This is a genomic window from Pseudomonas sp. Marseille-Q1929, assembly GCF_017316265.1.
In the GTDB taxonomy this organism is placed as follows: domain Bacteria; phylum Pseudomonadota; class Gammaproteobacteria; order Pseudomonadales; family Pseudomonadaceae; genus Aquipseudomonas.
Genome location: NZ_JAFLWU010000003.1, coordinates 25761 through 43894 on the forward strand (window position 1 = coordinate 25761; position 18134 = coordinate 43894).

General features: G+C 60.9%; 16 protein-coding genes. 12 read left to right on the plus strand and 4 right to left on the minus strand.

All coding sequences use genetic code 11. The features are described from left to right. Position 1: 1 nt before the first annotated feature. From pilW to J1G37_RS06135, 9 genes are all read left to right on the plus strand, one after another. Positions 2-760, plus strand: coding sequence for a type IV pilus biogenesis/stability protein PilW (gene pilW, locus J1G37_RS06095; RefSeq protein WP_207040544.1), 759 nt, complete (start codon positions 2-4; stop codon positions 758-760). After that, a complete protein-coding gene (locus J1G37_RS06100; protein WP_207040545.1) occupies positions 760-1758 on the plus strand; it encodes a RodZ family helix-turn-helix domain-containing protein in 999 nt (332 codons plus the stop codon). The genes pilW and J1G37_RS06100 overlap by 1 nt, the downstream gene beginning before the upstream one ends. 2 nt (positions 1759-1760) lie before the next feature. After that, the gene (gene ispG, locus J1G37_RS06105) at positions 1761-2870 is read left to right on the plus strand and encodes a flavodoxin-dependent (E)-4-hydroxy-3-methylbut-2-enyl-diphosphate synthase (RefSeq protein WP_017736818.1); all 1110 of its coding nucleotides are present in this window, start codon (positions 1761-1763) and stop codon (positions 2868-2870) included. 23 nt (positions 2871-2893) lie between these two features. Beyond that, entirely contained in the window at positions 2894-4183 is a 1290-nt protein-coding gene (hisS, locus tag J1G37_RS06110; RefSeq protein WP_017736817.1) for a histidine--tRNA ligase, read from the plus strand. Between the two features lie 41 nt (positions 4184-4224). Continuing rightward, positions 4225-4866 carry a tetratricopeptide repeat protein gene (locus J1G37_RS06115; RefSeq protein ID WP_207040546.1) on the plus strand — a complete coding sequence of 214 codons (642 nt, stop codon included), beginning with the start codon at positions 4225-4227 and terminating at the stop codon, positions 4864-4866. Beyond that, positions 4859-6010, plus strand: coding sequence for an outer membrane protein assembly factor BamB (bamB, locus tag J1G37_RS06120; protein WP_017736815.1), 1152 nt, complete (start codon positions 4859-4861; stop codon positions 6008-6010). Before J1G37_RS06115 ends, bamB begins: the two co-directional genes overlap by 8 nt. 134 nt (positions 6011-6144) lie before the next feature. Next, a complete protein-coding gene (gene der / locus J1G37_RS06125) occupies positions 6145-7614 on the plus strand; it encodes a ribosome biogenesis GTPase Der (RefSeq protein WP_124525057.1) in 1470 nt (489 codons plus the stop codon). 121 nt (positions 7615-7735) lie between these two features. Beyond that, positions 7736-8884: a pyridoxal phosphate-dependent aminotransferase gene (locus tag J1G37_RS06130; RefSeq protein WP_207040547.1), complete on the plus strand. Its 1149-nt coding sequence runs from the start codon at positions 7736-7738 to the stop codon at positions 8882-8884. After that, on the plus strand, positions 8872-9663 hold the full coding sequence (locus J1G37_RS06135; protein WP_207040548.1) for an amidohydrolase: 792 nt from the start codon (positions 8872-8874) through the stop codon (positions 9661-9663). Before J1G37_RS06130 ends, J1G37_RS06135 begins: the two co-directional genes overlap by 13 nt. Positions 9664-9813: 150 nt before the next feature. On the opposite strand, the gene leuA is transcribed toward J1G37_RS06135, so the two are convergent. From leuA to J1G37_RS06155, 4 genes are all read right to left on the minus strand, one after another. Further along, on the minus strand, positions 9814-11493 hold the full coding sequence (gene leuA, locus J1G37_RS06140; protein WP_207040549.1) for a 2-isopropylmalate synthase: 1680 nt from the start codon (positions 11491-11493) through the stop codon (positions 9814-9816). A gap of 322 nt (positions 11494-11815) precedes the next feature. Then, entirely contained in the window at positions 11816-12637 is an 822-nt protein-coding gene (locus tag J1G37_RS06145) for a M23 family metallopeptidase (RefSeq protein ID WP_207040550.1), read from the minus strand. 3 nt (positions 12638-12640) lie between these two features. Continuing rightward, positions 12641-14020 (minus strand): exodeoxyribonuclease VII large subunit, encoded by a 1380-nt coding sequence (gene xseA / locus J1G37_RS06150; RefSeq protein WP_207040551.1) that lies wholly within the window; start codon positions 14018-14020, stop codon positions 12641-12643. A 10-nt stretch (positions 14021-14030) separates the two neighbouring features. Beyond that, positions 14031-14921 carry a LysR substrate-binding domain-containing protein gene (locus J1G37_RS06155; RefSeq protein WP_207040552.1) on the minus strand — a complete coding sequence of 297 codons (891 nt, stop codon included), beginning with the start codon at positions 14919-14921 and terminating at the stop codon, positions 14031-14033. Between the two features lie 99 nt (positions 14922-15020). Here J1G37_RS06155 and J1G37_RS06160 point away from each other — a divergent pair, with 99 nt between their 5' ends. From J1G37_RS06160 to guaB, 3 genes are all read left to right on the plus strand, one after another. Further along, positions 15021-15788, plus strand: a complete 768-nt coding sequence (locus J1G37_RS06160; protein WP_207040553.1) for a sulfite exporter TauE/SafE family protein — start codon at positions 15021-15023, stop codon at positions 15786-15788. Between the two features lie 143 nt (positions 15789-15931). Then, positions 15932-16480: a sugar ABC transporter ATPase gene (locus J1G37_RS06165; RefSeq protein WP_207040554.1), complete on the plus strand. Its 549-nt coding sequence runs from the start codon at positions 15932-15934 to the stop codon at positions 16478-16480. 104 nt (positions 16481-16584) lie between these two features. Beyond that, positions 16585-18054: an IMP dehydrogenase gene (guaB, locus tag J1G37_RS06170; protein WP_017478674.1), complete on the plus strand. Its 1470-nt coding sequence runs from the start codon at positions 16585-16587 to the stop codon at positions 18052-18054. Positions 18055-18134: the final 80 nt, after the last annotated feature.

Consider the following 18134-nt stretch of genomic DNA (forward strand, 5'->3'; position numbering starts at 1 on the left):
TATGCCCTTGCGCCTTGCGCTGCTCTTGCTTGTTACCGGCCTCGCGGCCGGTTGTGTTTCATCGGGCCATGACAGCCCTTTGCAAACCGGTAAAGGCCGTGATGAGGCGCGAGTTGCCTATGTGCAACTGGGCTTGGGTTACCTGCAACAAGGCATGAGCGAGCAGGCCAAGGTGCCGCTGAAGAAGGCCCTTGAGCTGGACAGCGACGATGCCGACGCCAATGCCGCACTGGCCCTGGTTTTCCAGGCCCAGGCGGAACCCGAACTGGCGGATCAATACTTCAACAAGGCCCTGGCCTCACGACCTGCGGACCCGCGGCTGCTGAACAATTACGGCAGCTTTCTGTTTGCGCAGAAACGTTATGACCAAGCCTCCCTATATTTCCAGCAAGCCAGCGCCGATACCCTTTATCCTGAGCGTTCCCGTGTATTCGAGAACCTTGGTGTGACCTCAATGCGCCGCGGCCAGCGCGACAGCGCTCGCCAACAGTTGGAAAAAGCCCTGCATTTGAATGGTCGTCAGCCGCGGGCACTGCTCGAAATGGCTGAGATATCCTTTGATGACAGGCATTATGTGCCGGCACGTGACTATTACGAGCGTTTTAGCCTGCTCAGCGGGCAAAATGCACGTAGTCTATTGCTCGGCGTGCGCCTGGCGACGGTTCATGAAGAACACGATACGGCCGCACGTTTTGGCCAGCAACTCGAACGACTCTATCCCGGTACGCCGGAATATCAGCAATACCTGTCGGAGCAATGATGAAAGCGGCGCACCCGGAAGTTGTAGCAGCTAATCGCGTAAACCCAGGCGACACCTTGCGTCAGGCCCGCGAAAGCAATGGTTGGTCGCTGGCAGAAGTGGCCCTCAAGCTCAATTTGACCACCACGTCCCTGGGCAACCTGGAAGCCGGCGCGTTCGACAAGTTGCCGGGGCATACCTTCGCCCGTGGCTACATCCGCGCCTATGCCAAGTTGCTGGGCATCGACCAGGCCGTACTGGTCCAGGAATTCGACCAGTTCACCGGTACCGACTCCCAGGGCAGCAATGTCCACGGCTTGGGCCGTATTGAAGAGCCTGTACGGGTTTCCCACACGATTTTGCGTATTGTCAGCCTGTTGCTGCTGATCGCTGTGATTGGCGGCGGTTTTGTCTGGTGGCAAGACCAGACCTCACAGCGCACCAAGGACCTGACCAGTAACGCCATGGAGCACGTCGAAGTCGAAAGCGCCGACGGCACCACGCAGATTCATCCGTTGGACGAGCCGGAAGACCAGGCCGTCGCACAAGGCCAGGCTGCACCTGAAACGCCGGTCACTGCCGAGCAACCAGCACCGGAAGTGGCGCCTGCCGCAATTGCCGCCGTGCCAGCCCCAGTGACGCCGGCCGCAGCCGCTCACACCCCGGCTGCCCCCGTTGCCCAGGCACATACGCCAGCGGCACCGGTACAAGCGCCTGCTCCAGCCGCACCTGCCGCGCCAGCCATTTCCCCGCCAACCACCCCAGCGCTGATCGCCGGTGATGGTCGCGTGCAGATTACCTTCGTCGCTGACTGCTGGACGCAAGTCACCGATGGCAATGGCAAAGTGCTGTTTAGCGGTTTGAAGCGTAAGGGAGATACGCTCGACCAAGGCGGCAAGCCTCCTTTGACGCTGCGTCTGGGCTTTGCCCGTGGCGCGCAAGTGGCCTACAACGGCCAGCCTGTGGACGTGGCGCCGTTCACCAGTGGCGAGACCGCTCGCCTGAAGTTGGGACAATAGTCATGCACGGCGAATCTCCAATCAAACGTCGCGTATCGCGCAAAATCTGGGTCGGCTCCGTGCCGGTGGGTGGCGATGCCCCCATCGCCGTGCAGAGCATGACCAACAGCGACACCAATGACGTGGCCGCCACCGTTGCCCAGATCAACCGTCTGGAAGCGGCCGGCGTCGACATCGTGCGCGTCTCCGTACCGGATATGGACGCCGCCGAAGCCTTCGGCCGCATCAAGCAACTGGTCAAGGTGCCGTTGGTTGCCGACATCCACTTCGACTACAAGATCGCCTTGCGCGTAGCCGAACTGGGCGTGGATTGCCTGCGGATCAACCCGGGCAACATCGGTCGCGAAGACCGTGTGCGCGCCGTGGTCGACGCTGCCCGTGATCGTGGCATTCCAATCCGCATCGGCGTCAACGCCGGTTCCCTGGAAAAAGACCTGCAGAAGAAATACGGCGAGCCCACCCCGGCGGCGCTGGTTGAGTCCGCGCTGCGCCACGTTGAACACCTCGAACGCCTGAATTTCCAGGACTTCAAGGTCAGCGTAAAGGCCTCCGACGTGTTCATGGCGGTGGAAGCCTACCGCCTGCTGGCCAAGGAAATCGTGCAGCCGCTGCACCTGGGTATCACCGAAGCTGGCGGTTTACGCTCAGGCACAGTGAAATCTGCGGTGGGTCTCGGTATGCTGCTCGCCGAAGGGATTGGCGATACTATCCGCATCTCGCTGGCAGCTGACCCGGTAGAGGAAGTGAAAGTCGGTTACGACATTCTCAAATCCCTGCGTTTGCGTTCCCGTGGTATCAATTTCATTGCCTGCCCGAGCTGCTCGCGGCAGAACTTCGACGTGGTGAAAACCATGAACGACCTGGAATTGCGCCTTGAAGACCTGCTGGTGCCACTGGATGTCGCGGTGATCGGTTGTGTGGTCAACGGGCCGGGCGAAGCCAAGGAAGCCCATGTGGGCTTGACCGGCGGTACACCGAACCTGATCTACATCGACGGCAAGCCGGCGCAGAAGTTAACGAATGACAATCTGGTGGATGAGCTCGAAAGACTGATCCGCCAGAAAGCGGCCGAAAAGGTCGCGGCTGACGCAGCGCTGATCGCGCGCGGCTGATTGAACGAATTTAAGGATTTGATGTGAGCAAGTCTCTGCAAGCCATTCGCGGCATGAACGACATCCTGCCGGAGCAGACGCCGCTGTGGCGCTACTTCGAAAGCACCGTCGCGCGCCTGCTGGATAACTACGGTTACAAGCAGATCCGCATGCCGATCGTCGAGTTCACCGAGCTGTTCAAGCGCTCCATCGGTGAAGTGACCGACATCGTCGAAAAAGAAATGTACACCTTTGAAGACCGCAACGGCGACTCCCTGACCCTGCGTCCGGAAGGTACTGCCGCATGTGTGCGCGCCGTGCTTGAGCATGGTCTCACCGGTGCTGGCCAGCCGCAGAAGTTGTGGTACATCGGCCCGATGTTCCGCCACGAGCGTCCACAGAAAGGCCGTTATCGCCAGTTCCACCAGATCGGCCTGGAAGTCTTCAATATTGACGGCCCGGACATCGACGCCGAGCTGATCGTGCTGACCTGGCGCCTGTGGGGCCTGCTGGGCATCCGCGATGCCGTCAAGCTTGAACTCAACAGCCTGGGCACCAGCGAATCCCGCGGCCGCTATAAAGTGGCCCTGGTCGAGTACCTGTCGGCCCACCTGGACAAGTTGGACGAAGACAGCCAGCGCCGTCTGAAAACCAACCCGCTGCGCGTCCTCGATACCAAGAACGCCGACACCCAAGCCGTGCTGGTCGACGCGCCAAAAATGGCCGACTACCTGGACGACGAGTCGCGCATTCACTTTGAGGGCCTCAAGGCTCGCCTGGATGCGGCCGGCATCCCGTTCGTGATCAACACCAAGCTGGTGCGCGGTCTCGATTACTACAGCAAGACCGTGTTCGAGTGGGTCACCGACAAACTCGGCGCCCAGGGCACCGTGTGTGCCGGTGGTCGCTACGACGGCCTGGTCGAGCAGATGGGCGGCAAGCCGACCACTGGCGTGGGCTTTGCCATGGGCATCGAGCGCCTGATCCTGCTGCTGGAAACCCTGGAAAAAGTCCCGGAAGAAATCTCCCGTCAGGTGGATGTGTACCTCTGCGCCTTTGGCGAGGCCGCCGAACTGGCTGCCCTGGCCTTGAGCGAAAAGGTCCGCGACCAACTGCCGAACCTGCGCCTGCAAGTCAATGCCGGCGCCGGCAGCTTCAAGAGCCAGTTCAAGAAGGCCGACAAGAGCGGTGCGCTGTATGCACTGATCCTCGGCGATGACGAATTGGCCCAGCAAGTGATAGGTTTCAAACCCCTGCGTGGCCAGGGCGAGCAACAGAACATTGCCTTTGATGCGCTCGCTGCGCACTTGGCCACCTGCGTCGTGCAGGGTTGAAGCTGTCGAACAGCCGAATTTAGCGATTAAGGAGTATTGGGGTGTCGAGTTCTGATGATGATCAACTGGCCGAGTTCAAGGACTGGTGGCAGCGTAACGGCAAGCCCCTGGTTACTGGCGGCCTGCTGGCTTTAGTGGTGGTGTTCGGCTGGCAAGCCTGGCACAAGTATCAGGCCAACCAATCCCAAGGCGCCTCGGTCCTCTATCAGCAATTGCTGGAAACCACCCTGACGCCGGACGGCAAGCCCGACCCTGCGCAGGTTGCAGACCTGGCCGGCAAGCTGAAAAACGAATTTGGCGGTAGCACCTACGCCCAATACGGCAGCCTGTTCGTCGCGAAAGTCGCGGTCGATACCGGCAAGCTGGATGACGCTGCAGCCGAGCTGAAGGCCATCGCCGACAAGCCGACCAACCCGACCCTGGGTGAAATCGCACGTCAGCGCCTGGCTCAGGTCCTGGCGGCACAGAACAAGGCCGACGAAGCACTCAAACTGCTCGACGGCGATGCTGACAAGGCATTTGTAGCCACTCGCGAAGAGCTCAAGGGCGACCTGTTGGTCCAATTGGGTCGTACCGACGAAGCCAATGCTGCGTACCAAAAAGCCAAGGCGGCGCTGTCTGATGAAGCGGCGGTCGGTGGCTTACAAATCAAGCTGGACGACTTGGCCAAAGGGGATGCGTGACGTGATCCGTTGGAAACATGCAGCATTGCTGGCTCTGGCCGTTTTGGCCGCGGGTTGCAGCAGCAACAGTAAAAAAGAACTGCCGCCTGCGGAGCTGACCAGCTTCAAGGAAGAAGTGGTCCTGCAAAAGCAGTGGAGCCGCTCCATCGGTGACGGTCAGGGTGACACCTACAACATGTTGGTACCGGCAATCGACGGTGACAACATTGTGGCCGCTGACGTGACCGGGGTTGTGATCTCCATGGATCGCATGAATGGCGACGTGAAGTGGAAGAAAGACCTCGAATTGCCAGTCTCCGGCGCCGTCGGCGTGGGTTACGGCATGGTGATGCTCGGCACGCTGAAAGGCGAAGTCGTGGCCCTGGATTCCAGCACCGGTGAAGAGAAATGGCGCGCTCGCGTGACCAGTGAAGTCCTCGCACCGCCTGCCACCAACGGCGATATCGTCGTGGTGCAAACCCAGGATGACCGTGTGATTGGCCTCGACGCCAGCACCGGCGAGCAGCGCTGGTTGTACGACAGCACCCCTGCGGTGCTGACCCTGCGCGGTACCAGTGGTCCGGTTGTGACCAACAATCTGGCCGTTGCAGGCTTGTCGACCGGTAAAGTGGTCGCCCTCGATACCCAGAACGGCGTGCCGGCCTGGGAAACCCGTGTGGCTATCCCGCAAGGTCGTTCCGAACTGGATCGCGTAGTGGACATCGACGGCGGCTTGCTGCTGTCGGGTGAAACCCTCTACGTCGCCACTTACCAGGGCCGTGTTGCGGCGCTGGACCTGCAGAGCGGTCGTGTGAACTGGCAGCGTGATGCTTCCAGCTACGCCGGTGTCGCCCAAGGGTTTGGCAGCGTCTACGTAAGCCTGGCATCCGGCACCGTTGAAAGTGTCGACGAGCGTTCCACCACTGCACTGTGGAGCAACGACTCCCTGGCCCGCCGTCAACTGTCGGCACCGGAAGTCTTCTCCAGCTACGTAGCGGTTGGCGACTTCGAAGGCTACCTGCACCTGCTGAGCCAGGTGGACGGTCGCTTTGTCGGTCGCGAGCGTATCGACAGCGACGGCCTGCGTGCTCGTCCGCTGGTCGTGGGTAACATGCTTTATGTGTTTGGCAACAGCGGCAAGCTGGAAGCCCTGACCATCAAGTAAGAACTATGCTTGGGGTAACACCCAGGCGGCCCTGCTTCGGCGGGGCATGCGGCATCTGACGATGCTGCCCCGAGCACCAGCCGCTGCCTTGCAGCGGCTTTTGTATTTTCTGAAATAACGAAGTGGAGAGCCGCATGGTTCCCGTAATCGCCCTGGTGGGCCGACCTAACGTCGGCAAGTCCACCTTGTTCAACCGCCTGACCAGGACTCGTGACGCCATCGTCGGCGACTTGTCCGGTCTGACCCGTGATCGCCAATACGGTGAGGCAAAGTGGCAAGGGCGCTCCTACATTATTGTCGACACCGGTGGTATCTCCGGTGACGAACATGGCATGGACGAAAAGATGGCCGAGCAGTCGTTGCTCGCCATTGAAGAAGCCGATGTCGTGTTGTTCCTGGTGGACGCCCGTGCGGGCTACACCGCTGCTGACCAAATGATTGGCGAGCACCTGCGCAAGCGCAACAAGCGTTCCTATCTGGTCGCGAACAAGATCGACAACATCGATCCTGAAGCGGCCCGTGCCGAATTCAGCCCGATGGGCCTGGGCGATGCGATTCCGGTCGCCGGTGCCCACGGTCGTGGTATCACCCAGATGTTGGAAATCGCCCTGCGCGATTTCCCTAAGGATGACGCCGAGGAAGAAGAGGGCGAAGAAGAGATCGTCGCCGAAGGCGAGGAAGCCAAGCGCATTCCTGGCCCGAGCGAAAAAGACGGTATCAAGATTGCCATCATCGGCCGTCCCAACGTGGGCAAGTCCACGCTGGTCAACCGCATGCTCGGTGAAGACCGCGTAATCGTCTATGACCAACCGGGCACCACGCGCGACAGTATCTACATCCCGTTTGAGCGTAACGACGAGAAGTACACGCTGATCGACACCGCCGGTGTGCGCAAGCGCGGCAAGATCCACGAGGAAGTTGAAAAGTTCTCGGTGGTGAAAACCCTGCAGGCGATCAAAGACGCCAACGTGGTGATCTTTGTGATGGACGCCCGCGAAGGCGTGGTGGACCACGACCTGAACTTGCTGGGCTTTGCCCTGGAAGCCGGTCGCGCCCTGGTGATCGCGATCAACAAGTGGGACGGCATGACGCCGAGCGAGCGCGATTTCGTCAAGATCGAGCTGCAACGCCGGTTGTTCTTCGTAGAGTTCGCCGATATCCACTTTATCTCGGCACTGCACGGCACTGGCGTGGGCAACCTCTACGCCTCCGTACAGAACTCGTTCAAATCTGCGGTCACCCGCTGGCCGACCAACCGTCTCACCCAGATCCTGGAAGACGCGGTGGGCGAGCACGCACCGCCGATGGTCAACAACCGCCGGATTAAACTGCGTTACGCCCACTTGGGTGGTGCCAACCCGCCGATTATCGTGATCCACGGTAACCAGATCGAGAAGGTGCCGAAGTCCTACGTGCGTTATCTGGAAAACACCTACCGTCGTGTCTTGAAACTGGTCGGTACGCCGATCCGTATCGAGTTCAAAGGTGGTGATAACCCGTACGAAGGCAACAAGAACACCTTGACCGACCGTCAGGTGAACAAGAAGCGTCGTTTGATGACTCACCACAAGAAGGCCGACAAGAAGCGCCGTGACAAGAAATAACGGCAGCTTCACGTTGTGAGAGAGGGCTCCTTTGGAGCCCTTTTTTGTGCGCGGTGGTTTGTGCCTTGACCCGGTGCAATTGGCAGCTTAAAACTTGGGGCTCACCTGCAGGGGCCTTTCGATGATCACCAGCAAGCTGCCGAACGTCGGCACGACCATTTTCACCACCATGTCGCAACTCGCTGCCGAAACGGGCGCGCTCAACCTGTCCCAGGGCTTCCCCGACTTCAACGGCCCGCAGGGCTTGCTCGATGCGGTGGGCAAGCACGTTGCCAGCGGGCACAACCAATATTCGCCGATGACCGGCCTGCCGGCCCTGCGTCAGCAAGTAGCGGCCAAGATCGCCCGCAGCTACGGCGCTACCGTCAATGCCGACAGCGAAGTGACCATCACACCGGGCGCTACCGCCGCGATCTTCTGCGCCATCCAGGCAGTGATCCGCAGCGGCGATGAAGTCATCGTGTTCGACCCTTGTTACGACAGCTATGAACCCTCGGTCGAGCTGGCCGGTGGTCGTTGTGTGCATGTGCAGTTGAGTCTGCAAGGCTTTGCGCTGGATTTTGAGCGGATCAAGGCGGCGCTGTCCCCGCGTACACGCATGATTATCCTCAACACCCCGCACAACCCGACAGGCGCCTTGGTCAGCCGCGCCGAGCTGGATCAGTTGGCCGAATTGATCCGCGACCGTGATATCTACCTGGTCAGCGATGAGGTCTACGAACACTTGGTGTTCGACGGCTTGCCCCATGTCAGCGTGCTGGCCCACGAAGAGTTGTACGCGCGCGCGTTCGTGGTCAGCTCCTTCGGCAAGACCTATCACGTCACCGGCTGGAAAACCGGCTACGTGGTCGCGCCACCGGCCCTCACTGCCGAACTGCGCAAGGTGCACCAGTACGTCAACTTCTGCGGCGTGACGCCGTTGCAGTTTGCCCTGGCCGACTTCATGGCCGAGCACCCGGAGCACGTCGAGGAATTGCCGGCGTTCTACCAGGCCAAGCGGGACCTGTTCTGCGACTTGCTGGCGCCGTCGCGTTTCAGCTTTAGCCGAGTGGCCGGCACCTACTTCCAACTGGTGGATTACTCACAGATCCGCCCGGACCTGGATGACGTCGCCATGTCCCTGTGGATGACCCGCGAACACGGCGTGGCGACGATCCCGGTCTCGGTGTTCTACCAGAACCCACCGCAAGGCCAGCGCCTGGTGCGCCTGTGCTTTGCCAAACGCGAGGAGACGCTGCGCCAAGCAGCTGAAAAACTATGCGTGATCTAAGTGCATTGCCGGACCTGAACATCGCCCTGATCCAGACTACCTTGGCCTGGCATGACCGCCAGGCCAACCTCGAACACTTCGAGCTGTTGCTGGAGCAGGCCAAGGGCGCCGACCTGATCGTGTTGCCGGAGATGTTCACCACCGGCTTCTCCATGGAGTCGGCCACCCTGGCTGAACCGGAAAACGGTCCGACCCATCACTGGCTCCAGGCCCAGGCGAAAAAGCACGGCGCCGTGATCACCGGCAGTGTGATTATCGAGGCCGCCGATGGCAGCCACCGTAACCGCTTGCTGTGGGCGCGTCCGGACGGCGAAGTGTGGCACTACGACAAGCGCCACCTGTTCCGCATGGCCGGCGAGCACAATCACTACACCCCCGGCGAGCGCCAGGTGCAGTTCGAGTTGAAGGGCTGGCGCATTCGCCCGCTGATTTGCTACGACCTGCGCTTCCCGGTGTGGAGTCGCGATGCCCAGGATACGGACCTGCTGCTGTACACCGCCAACTGGCCCGGCGCGCGGCGTTTACATTGGAACCGTCTGCTGCCGGCGCGGGCCATCGAGAACCTGTGCTACGTGGCGGCGGTGAATCGGGTGGGCACGGACGGCAAGGGTTTTGCCTACACTGGGGACAGCCAGGTGCTGGATTTCCAGGGTGAGGCCCTGCTCAGTGCAGGGGAGGCGGATGGGGTGTTCCAGGTGTGCCTGGAGGCGGCGGAGTTGGCGGCGTATCGCACAAGATTCCCGGCGAACCTGGATGCCGATACTTTTCAGTTTGTCTGACACACCGCAATCGCGGGCAAGCCCGCTCCCACATTTTGATTTGTGAACACATTCAACTGTGGGAGCGGGCTTGCCCGCGATGAGGCCCTCACTGCCAACAAAAAGGCCCCTGGATTCACACCCAGGGGCCTTTCGCATTTCAGCAGCCGCTTACGCCGCTTTCGCTTCCAACTGGCTCAACGAGCGGTTCAGCGCACTGAACACCGCCTTGAAGCTCGCCGTGGTGATGTTTTCATCAATACCCACGCCATGCACCGGACGCTCACCGTTCACACGCAGTTCAATGTAGGCCGCAGCCTTGGCATTGGTGCCGGCGCCGATTGCGTGTTCGTTGTAGTCCATGATCTCTACCTTGATCGGCAGAGCGGCGACCAAGGCTTCCAGGGTGCCGTAGCCCTTGCCCTGCCAGCGCAGGTTGGTTTCGCCCTGGCCCTTGCCCGAGACTTCCACTTCCACGCTGCTGTTGCCGTTTTCTTCCTGCAGGCGATGGCTGACCAACGCGTACGGGGTGTTGGCTTGCAGGTATTCACGCTGCAGCAAGGCGTAGATCTGAGGTGCGGTCATCTCCAGGCCCACGCGGTCGGTTTCGGCCTGTACCACCTGGCTGAACTCGATCTGCATGCGGCGTGGCAAGCTGATGTCGTATTCCTGCTCCAGCAGGTAGGCGATGCCGCCTTTGCCCGACTGGCTGTTCACGCGGATAACGGCTTCGTAGCTGCGACCGATGTCGGCCGGGTCGATCGGCAAGTACGGCACTTCCCACAGGGCGTCGTCTTTCTGCTGGGCGAAGCCCTTGCGGATCGCGTCCTGGTGGGAGCCGGAGAAGGCGGTGTGCACCAGGTCGCCAACGTATGGGTGACGTGGGTGTACCTGGATCTGGTTGCACTCTTCGACGACTTTGCGCACGCCGTCGATGTCGGAGAAGTCCAGCTGCGGGTCGAGGCCCTGGGTGTACATGTTCAGTGCCACGGTGACCAGATCGACGTTACCGGTACGCTCGCCGTTGCCGAACAGGCAACCTTCGACACGGTCGGCGCCGGCCATCAGGCCCAGCTCGGTAGCGGCTACGCCTGTACCACGGTCGTTGTGGGTGTGCAGGCTGATGATCACGCTGTCACGACGGTTGATATGGCGGCCGAACCACTCGATCTGGTCGGCATAGATGTTCGGTGTGGCGCATTCAACCGTGGCCGGCAGGTTGAGGATCATCTTGTGGGTAGGCGTCGGGTTCCACACCTCGATCACGGCGTCACAGACTTCCTTGGCAAACTCCAGCTCAGTGGCGCTGAAGGTCTCAGGGGAGTATTCGAAGGTCCACTGGGTCTCTGGCTGCTGGGCGGCATATTTGACGAACAGCTTGGCCGCGTTGACCGCGATGGCCTTGATGCCGTCCTTGTCCTGGTTGAACACGATACGGCGGAAGGACGGCGAAGTGGCGTTGTACAAATGCACGATGGCCTTTTTGGCACCGCGCAGGGATTCAAAGGTGCGCGCGATCAAGTCTTCACGGCCCTGGGTCAGCACCTGGATGGTGGTGTCCGCGGGGATGTGGTTGTCTTCGATCAGGGTGCGCACGAAGTCAAAGTCGGTTTGCGAAGCAGCCGGGAACGACGCTTCGATTTCCTTCACGCCTACCGACACCAGGGTCTTCCAGAAACGCAGTTTCTTCGCGGCGTCCATCGGCTCGATCAGCGACTGGTTGCCATCACGCAGGTCGGAGCTGCACCAGATCGGCGCGGTGGTGATGGTTTTCGAAGGCCAGGTACGATCCGGGATGTCGATGGTCGGGAACGCGCGGTACTTCGAAGACGGGTCTTTGAGCATGCTCATCGGGAAATCCTTTGTTTAGGGGCCGAAAAGAGGCGGCCTGCCGTGGAACTGTTATTGGGGATAAAGCGTAGGACGAGGCAGATCGATTCAGCCTGGCAGTCGTGCGCTGACAAGGCACAGGCTGCGGTGCTGGCGGAGCTGAATGAGGGTGTGAGAGGTTTTCATAAGCTCAACCCTAACCGCCGGGGTGAAAGATGGCAAGCAGTCGGGGAAAATTGAGATAAGTTCTGCTCTTGGCGCAGAAAACAAGATTTTATGGTTGAGAATTGTCGCGAGTCTATTTTTAATTGCGCGCCATTTGGCTGGCGCGCAATTGAATCAATCAGGGCTGGAAGGCGCCGATAAAGATCGCCGGGTCGACCCGTGCATCGTTGAGGCTGACGTTCCAGTGCATATGCGGCCCCGTCGCACGGCCGGTCGCGCCGACTTTGCCGACCACGGCGCCACGGGTCAGCTGATCACCGACTTTCACATCGATCTTCGACATATGACAGAACATGCTGATAAAGCCCTGGCCGTGATCGACGAACACGGTGTTGCCGTTGAAGAAGTAGTTGCCCACCAGGATCACCTTGCCATTCGCCGGGGTTTTGATCGGCGTGCCGGCCGGCACCGCGAAGTCCAGGCCGGAGTGGGGGTTGCGCTCTTCACCGTTGAAGAAACGGCGCACGCCGAACTTGCTCGATAGCGGCCCGTTCACCGGTTTATCCAGCACCAGGTTGCTGGGCAGGTTCGGGCTGAAACTGCGGTAAGCCTTGATCTGCACCGCTAGCTCCGCCTCGATGCGCTTGAGCTGCGCCGGCTCGGGGTTTACCTGGCTTTTGTTTTTCAAGGTGATGCGCTGTTCCGGGTACTTCTTGTAGCCGACGATAAACGGCAGGTTGCGCCCGCCACTGCTGATGCGCTCGTTGCCCGGCTTGACCGTCAAGGGGATGCCGACAATCGCCAGCCAGTTGTCCTGCTCCTTTACCACCAATACTGGTTTGCCTTGGTAGCTGGCTTTCGGCGCGGCTGCCGCCGGGCCCAGATCGACGACGGCCACGCCACCGGGTACCGGCTTGTTCAAGGTGCGGGTGATGTAGCTGTCGGCGTGGGCGTTAACGGCAAGGCACAACAACATCAACAGGCTGAATAAACGTGGCATCAATCAATCCAATAACGAAAGGGTGACGGGGGTGAGGTGGTTGTCTTCCACCCGCACTTGCAGCTGGCCTTCACCGAGGCGCGCGGTCAGGCGCTGGCCGGTGTGGGTTTGCGCGGCGTTGCGAATCGCCTGGCCGCGTTCGTCCAGCAGGATGCTGTAGCCACGGCCAAGGGTCGCCAACGGGCTGACCACGTGCAGCGTCTGCACCTGGCTTTGCAGTTGCAGGCGACGCGCCTTGAGGCCTTCGCGCATGGCGCGGGGCAGGCGTTCGGCGAGGCTGTCGAGGCGCTGGCGCAGCAGGGCCAGTTGGCGGCCGGGGTGTTGGCCGGCGAGGCGGGTTTCCAGGCGGATCAGGCGCTCGCGACGGGTATTGAGGCTGCGCTCGAAGGCGCGTCGCAGGCGCATGTCCAGGTCATCCAGGCGCTGGGCTTGCTGGCGCAGACGTTCGCCGGGATGGCGCAGGCGCCGGGCCGTGCCTTCCAGGCGCAGGCGGTCGTGGCTCAGGCGGTTGCGCATCAGCATCACCAGGCGACGGTGCAGGTTTTCAACCTGGCGCACCAGATGGCTGGCGTCTGGCGCGAGCAATTCAGCGGCGGCAGATGGGGTAGGGGCGCGGACGTCGGCGACGAAGTCACTGATGGATACATCGGTTTCATGGCCGATGGCGCTGACGATGGGCGTCACGCACGCATCGACGGCACGGGCCACGGCCTCTTCGTTGAAGCACCAGAGGTCTTCCAGCGAACCGCCGCCACGGGCCAGGATCAAGGCGTCGAAGCCCCGCGCGTCGGCCAGTTTCAGCGCCCGCACGATCTGCGGGATCGCCTCGCGGCCTTGCACGGCCGTCGGGATCAGCGTCAGTTCAACGTTCGGCGCCCGGCGGCGGAACACACTGATGATGTCGCGGATCACCGCGCCAGTTGGCGAACTGATAATGCCGATGCGCCGCGGATGGGCCGGCAGCGGCACCTTGCGCTCGGCGCTGAACAGGCCTTCGGCGCTGAGCTTTTCCTTCAGCGCATCGAAGGCCAGGCGCAGCGCGCCATCACCGGCCGGCTCCACCGTGTCGAGGATCAACTGGTAGTCGCCACGGCCCTCGAACAGCGAGACCTTGCCGCGCACCTTCACCGCCAGGCCGTCTTTCAAGGCTTGGCGTACCCGCGCGGCGTTATTGCGAAACAACGCGCAACGCACCTGGGCGCCGCTGTCCTTGAGGGTGAAATACACATGGCCGGAGGCCGGGCGGGCGAGGTTGGAGATCTCGCCTTCGACCCAGATATTGGTGAACACGTCTTCCAGCAACACCCGCGCGCGGCCGTTGAGCTGGCTGACAGTGAGGACTTCGCGGTCGAGGCCCAGGCGGGCAAAGGGATCTTTAATCATGGGCGGCAGTTTATAGGCATTCGTGCAGGGTTTGGCAGAATTGCTCCACCAGTGCGCTGGGCGCTTGCGCGCAGGCCAGGGCCACGGTGCTCAGGCAGTCCGGGTCGGCCAGCGGCAAAAAACGCACGCTGGCGGGAGCGATGTCCTGCATGGATTTTGGTAACAAGGCAATACCGAAGCCGGCCTGGATCAGCTGCAACTGGGTGGTCTTGCGCGACATCACCCGTGCGGCTTTGGGGAAAAATCCCGCACGCATGCACAGTTCGGCTGACAGATAGCTCAAGCCGCCGCGCTGAGGGTGGGGGATCGAGATAAACGCTTCGTCCCTGAGCTGCGCCAACTCCACCGGCATGTCGCTACGCGCCAGCGCATGGCTCGGCGGCACGGCCAGCAACACTTGCTCGCTATATAAAGGCATCACACGCACGCCTTCACGCTGGCGCAGCACCGGCAGGCGTAACAATCCTACGTCCAGGTGGCCGTCGGCGATTTCCTCGAGTTGCGCTTCCGAGGACAGTTTGACGATGTCCATCGACACGCCAGGGCAGCGTTCCAGCCAGGCGCTGATCCCTTGCAGCAACGCGCCGCTCATCGGCACGGTGCTCGAATGGCTCAAGCGCAGTGTGCCGAGTTGGCCGTTGCCAATCTGAGTCGTCATCTCACTGGCCTTGAGCAGCTCGCTCAGCAGGGCGCGCGCCCGCGGGTAGAACGCTTCGCCCGCCGCCGTCAGCCGGGGCTGGCGCGCAGTGCGTTCGAATAGCGGGGTTTGCAGTTGGGTTTCCAGTTCCTTTATTTGCCGGCTCAGCGCCGATTGGGCGACAAACAAACGCTCGGCGGCGGCGCTGAAGCTGCCACTGTCGGCGATTTCGACGAAGTAGCGCAGTTGGCGGGTGGAGATCACGCGTCATGCCTTTTCGAGATAGGTGGATGGCTTTGAAGATATTAGTCGCAACCCTCGCCGATGGCTAAAGTGAAGGTCATCTCTTTCAAGGAATAACCCATGGGCGCGGTTGAGTTGTTGAACCAGTGGTCGTTTGGTGGTGTGGATTGGCTGGTGATTGCCGTGGGCGTGGTGGTGGCCTACATCGTGTTTGGCATCGCCGGTTTTGGCACGGCGCTGGTGGCGGGGCCGATCCTGATTCTGTTTATGCCGTTGTCGAAGATCATCCCGCTGTTGGTGCTGCTGGATTTTGTCGCGGCCTTTGGCAACCTGCTGCAATCGCGGCGCGACGTGAACAAGCCCGAGCTGCTGAGGCTGCTGCCGTGCATGGCCATCGGGTGCACCCTTGGCGTGGTGTTTTTGCTCAATCTGCATTCGGATGTGTTGCTGCTGTTGATGGGGCTGTTTATCAGTGCCTATGCGCTCTACAGCCTGGCGGTAAAGGCGCGGCCGACGCAGCTGGCGGCGGGTTGGTCGATTCCCATGGGCACCGTGGGCGGGTTATTTGGTGCGCTGTTTGGCAGTGGTGGCTTTTTATATGCGATCTACCTGAACAGCCGTTTGCCCAAGGACGCGGCGCGCGCCACCCAAAGTGCGTTGATCAGTTGCAGCACGGTGGTGCGCCTGAGCCTGTTCCTGATTGCCGGGGTGTATGCGGATTTGCCGTTGTTGCTGTTGGCGCTGTGCCTGTTGCCGGCGATGGGGTTGGGGTTGTGGTTTGGGCGCAGATTGACGATGCGCATGTCCCGCGAAGCCTTTGTGCGATTGGTGACTTGGCTGGTGCTTGCCAGCGGTATTGCATTGATTGGGCGGTACTTGAGCGCTTGACCTGATTTCTTCAGGGATTAAGCTGCCAGCCTTCAGGGCCTCATCGCGGGCAAGCCCGCTCCCACACTTTGAATTGTGAATACCTTCAAATGTGGGAGCGGGCTTGCCCGCGATGGCGCCAGTGGCCACACCGCAGGACTCCCATGAATTCCCAAAGCATCCTTGTCCCGAAAATCTCCACCTTGCCCGTCCACGAACCCCGCGCGCGGGCGATCGTGCGTTGGTTGGTGCGCAAGAACATCATCAAGGAAGAACTCACCACGTGCGGGCGCACCGGCAACCGCATGGGCTACGCCCTGGCCGACGGCGCCCGCGCCGTGGTGCTGCACCCGCAGGCGCTGCCGTTCAACGAGCCGATCAACGGCCTGGAGATCATCTACAAACGCTGCATCTACACGCCGGCCAAGGGCTTCCTTGAAGAAGCCGGCTGCCCGGAATGCCGCAAGGAAGTCGGCGAGGCGCTGTTCGAAAGCCTGGAAGACTGGATGCCCGGCCACACCGACAACTTCACCTGCCCGCTGTGTGGGCATGAAGATGACATCAACGGTTTCCTGTTCCTGCAGGAATGCGGCTTTTCCAACCTGGGCTTCATCTTCAACAACTGGGCGGAGGCGGGGTTCAAGCAGAGCTTTATCGACGAATTTGCCGATTGGCTGGACCAGAAGATGAGTTGGGTCAAAGTCGAACTCTAATCCATCTATCAGTATTACCAAGTTTGTCAGAGTTTTACATTGAGCCCGGCAGGGTGCATGTATATAATGGCGCGCTTCCATTTTCCCGCTCGGGAGCCCCCGCGATGCTGCGTATCAGCCAAGAAGCTCTGACATTCGACGACATTCTCCTAGTGCCCGGTTATTCCGAGGTGCTTCCTAACGAAGTCAGTCTCAAGACCCGCCTAACCCGTGGCATCGAGCTGAATATTCCTCTGGTTTCCGCTGCCATGGACACCGTCACTGAAGCCCGTTTGGCAATCGCCATGGCTCAGGAAGGCGGCATTGGCATCATCCACAAGAACATGACCATCGAGCAGCAAGCTGCCGAAGTGCGCAAGGTCAAGCGTTACGAAGCCGGTGTGGTCAAAGACCCCATCACTATCGAAGCCGACGCCACCGTGCGTGACCTGTTCGACCTGACCCGCCTGCACAACATCTCCGGTGTTCCGGTGCTGCATGATGGCGACCTGGTCGGCATCGTCACTTCCCGTGACGTGCGTTTCGAAAACCGTCTTGAAGTCACCGTCCGTGAAGTGATGACGCCCAAAGAGCGTCTGGTCACTGTCAAGGAAGGCGCCGACAAGAACGATGTGCGCGAACTGCTGCACAAGCACCGCATCGAGCGCGTGCTGATCGTCGACGACAAATTCGCCCTCAAGGGCATGATGACCGTCAACGACATCGAAAAAGCCAAGGCTTACCCACTGGCCAGCAAGGATGACCAAGGTCGTCTGCGCGTTGGCGCTGCGGTCGGCACCGGTAAAGACACCGGCGACCGCGTTGCCGCGCTGGTCGCTGCTGGCGTTGACGTGGTGGTGGTCGACACTGCCCACGGTCACTCCAAAGGCGTGATCGACCGCGTGCGTTGGGTCAAGCAGAACTTCCCTGAAGTGCAAGTGATCGGCGGCAACATTGCCACCGGCGCTGCCGCCAAGGCCCTGGCCGAAGCGGGCGCGGATGCGGTCAAGGTCGGTATCGGCCCTGGCTCGATCTGCACCACCCGTATCGTTGCCGGTGTGGGCGTGCCGCAAATCAGCGCCATCGCCAACGTGGCTGCTGCCCTTGAAGGCACCGGCGTACCGTTGATCGCCGACGGCGGCATCCGTTTCTCCGGTGACCTGTCCAAGGCCATCGTTGCCGGTGCTTCCTGCGTGATGATGGGCTCGATGTTCGCCGGTACTGAAGAAGCGCCAGGCGAGATCGAACTGTTCCAGGGCCGTTCGTACAAGGCTTACCGTGGCATGGGTTCGCTGGGCGCCATGTCCCAGGCGCAAGGCTCTTCCGACCGTTACTTCCAGGACTCCTCGGCAGGCGCCGAGAAACTCGTCCCGGAAGGCATCGAAGGCCGTGTTCCTTACAAAGGCACCCTGAGCGCGATCATCCACCAACTGATGGGCGGCCTGCGTTCCTCGATGGGTTACACCGGCAGCGCCGACATCGAAGAAATGCGCACCAAGCCTGAGTTCGTGCGGATCACCGGCGCCGGCATGGCTGAATCCCATGTCCACGACGTGCAGATCACCAAGGAAGCGCCAAACTACCGCGTAGGTTGATGCTTCCAGCAAAATGTTAAGTAACCGGGGCTGTTCTTCAGCCCCGAGTTGTTTCTGATTCATTAGACGAGACTGACTTC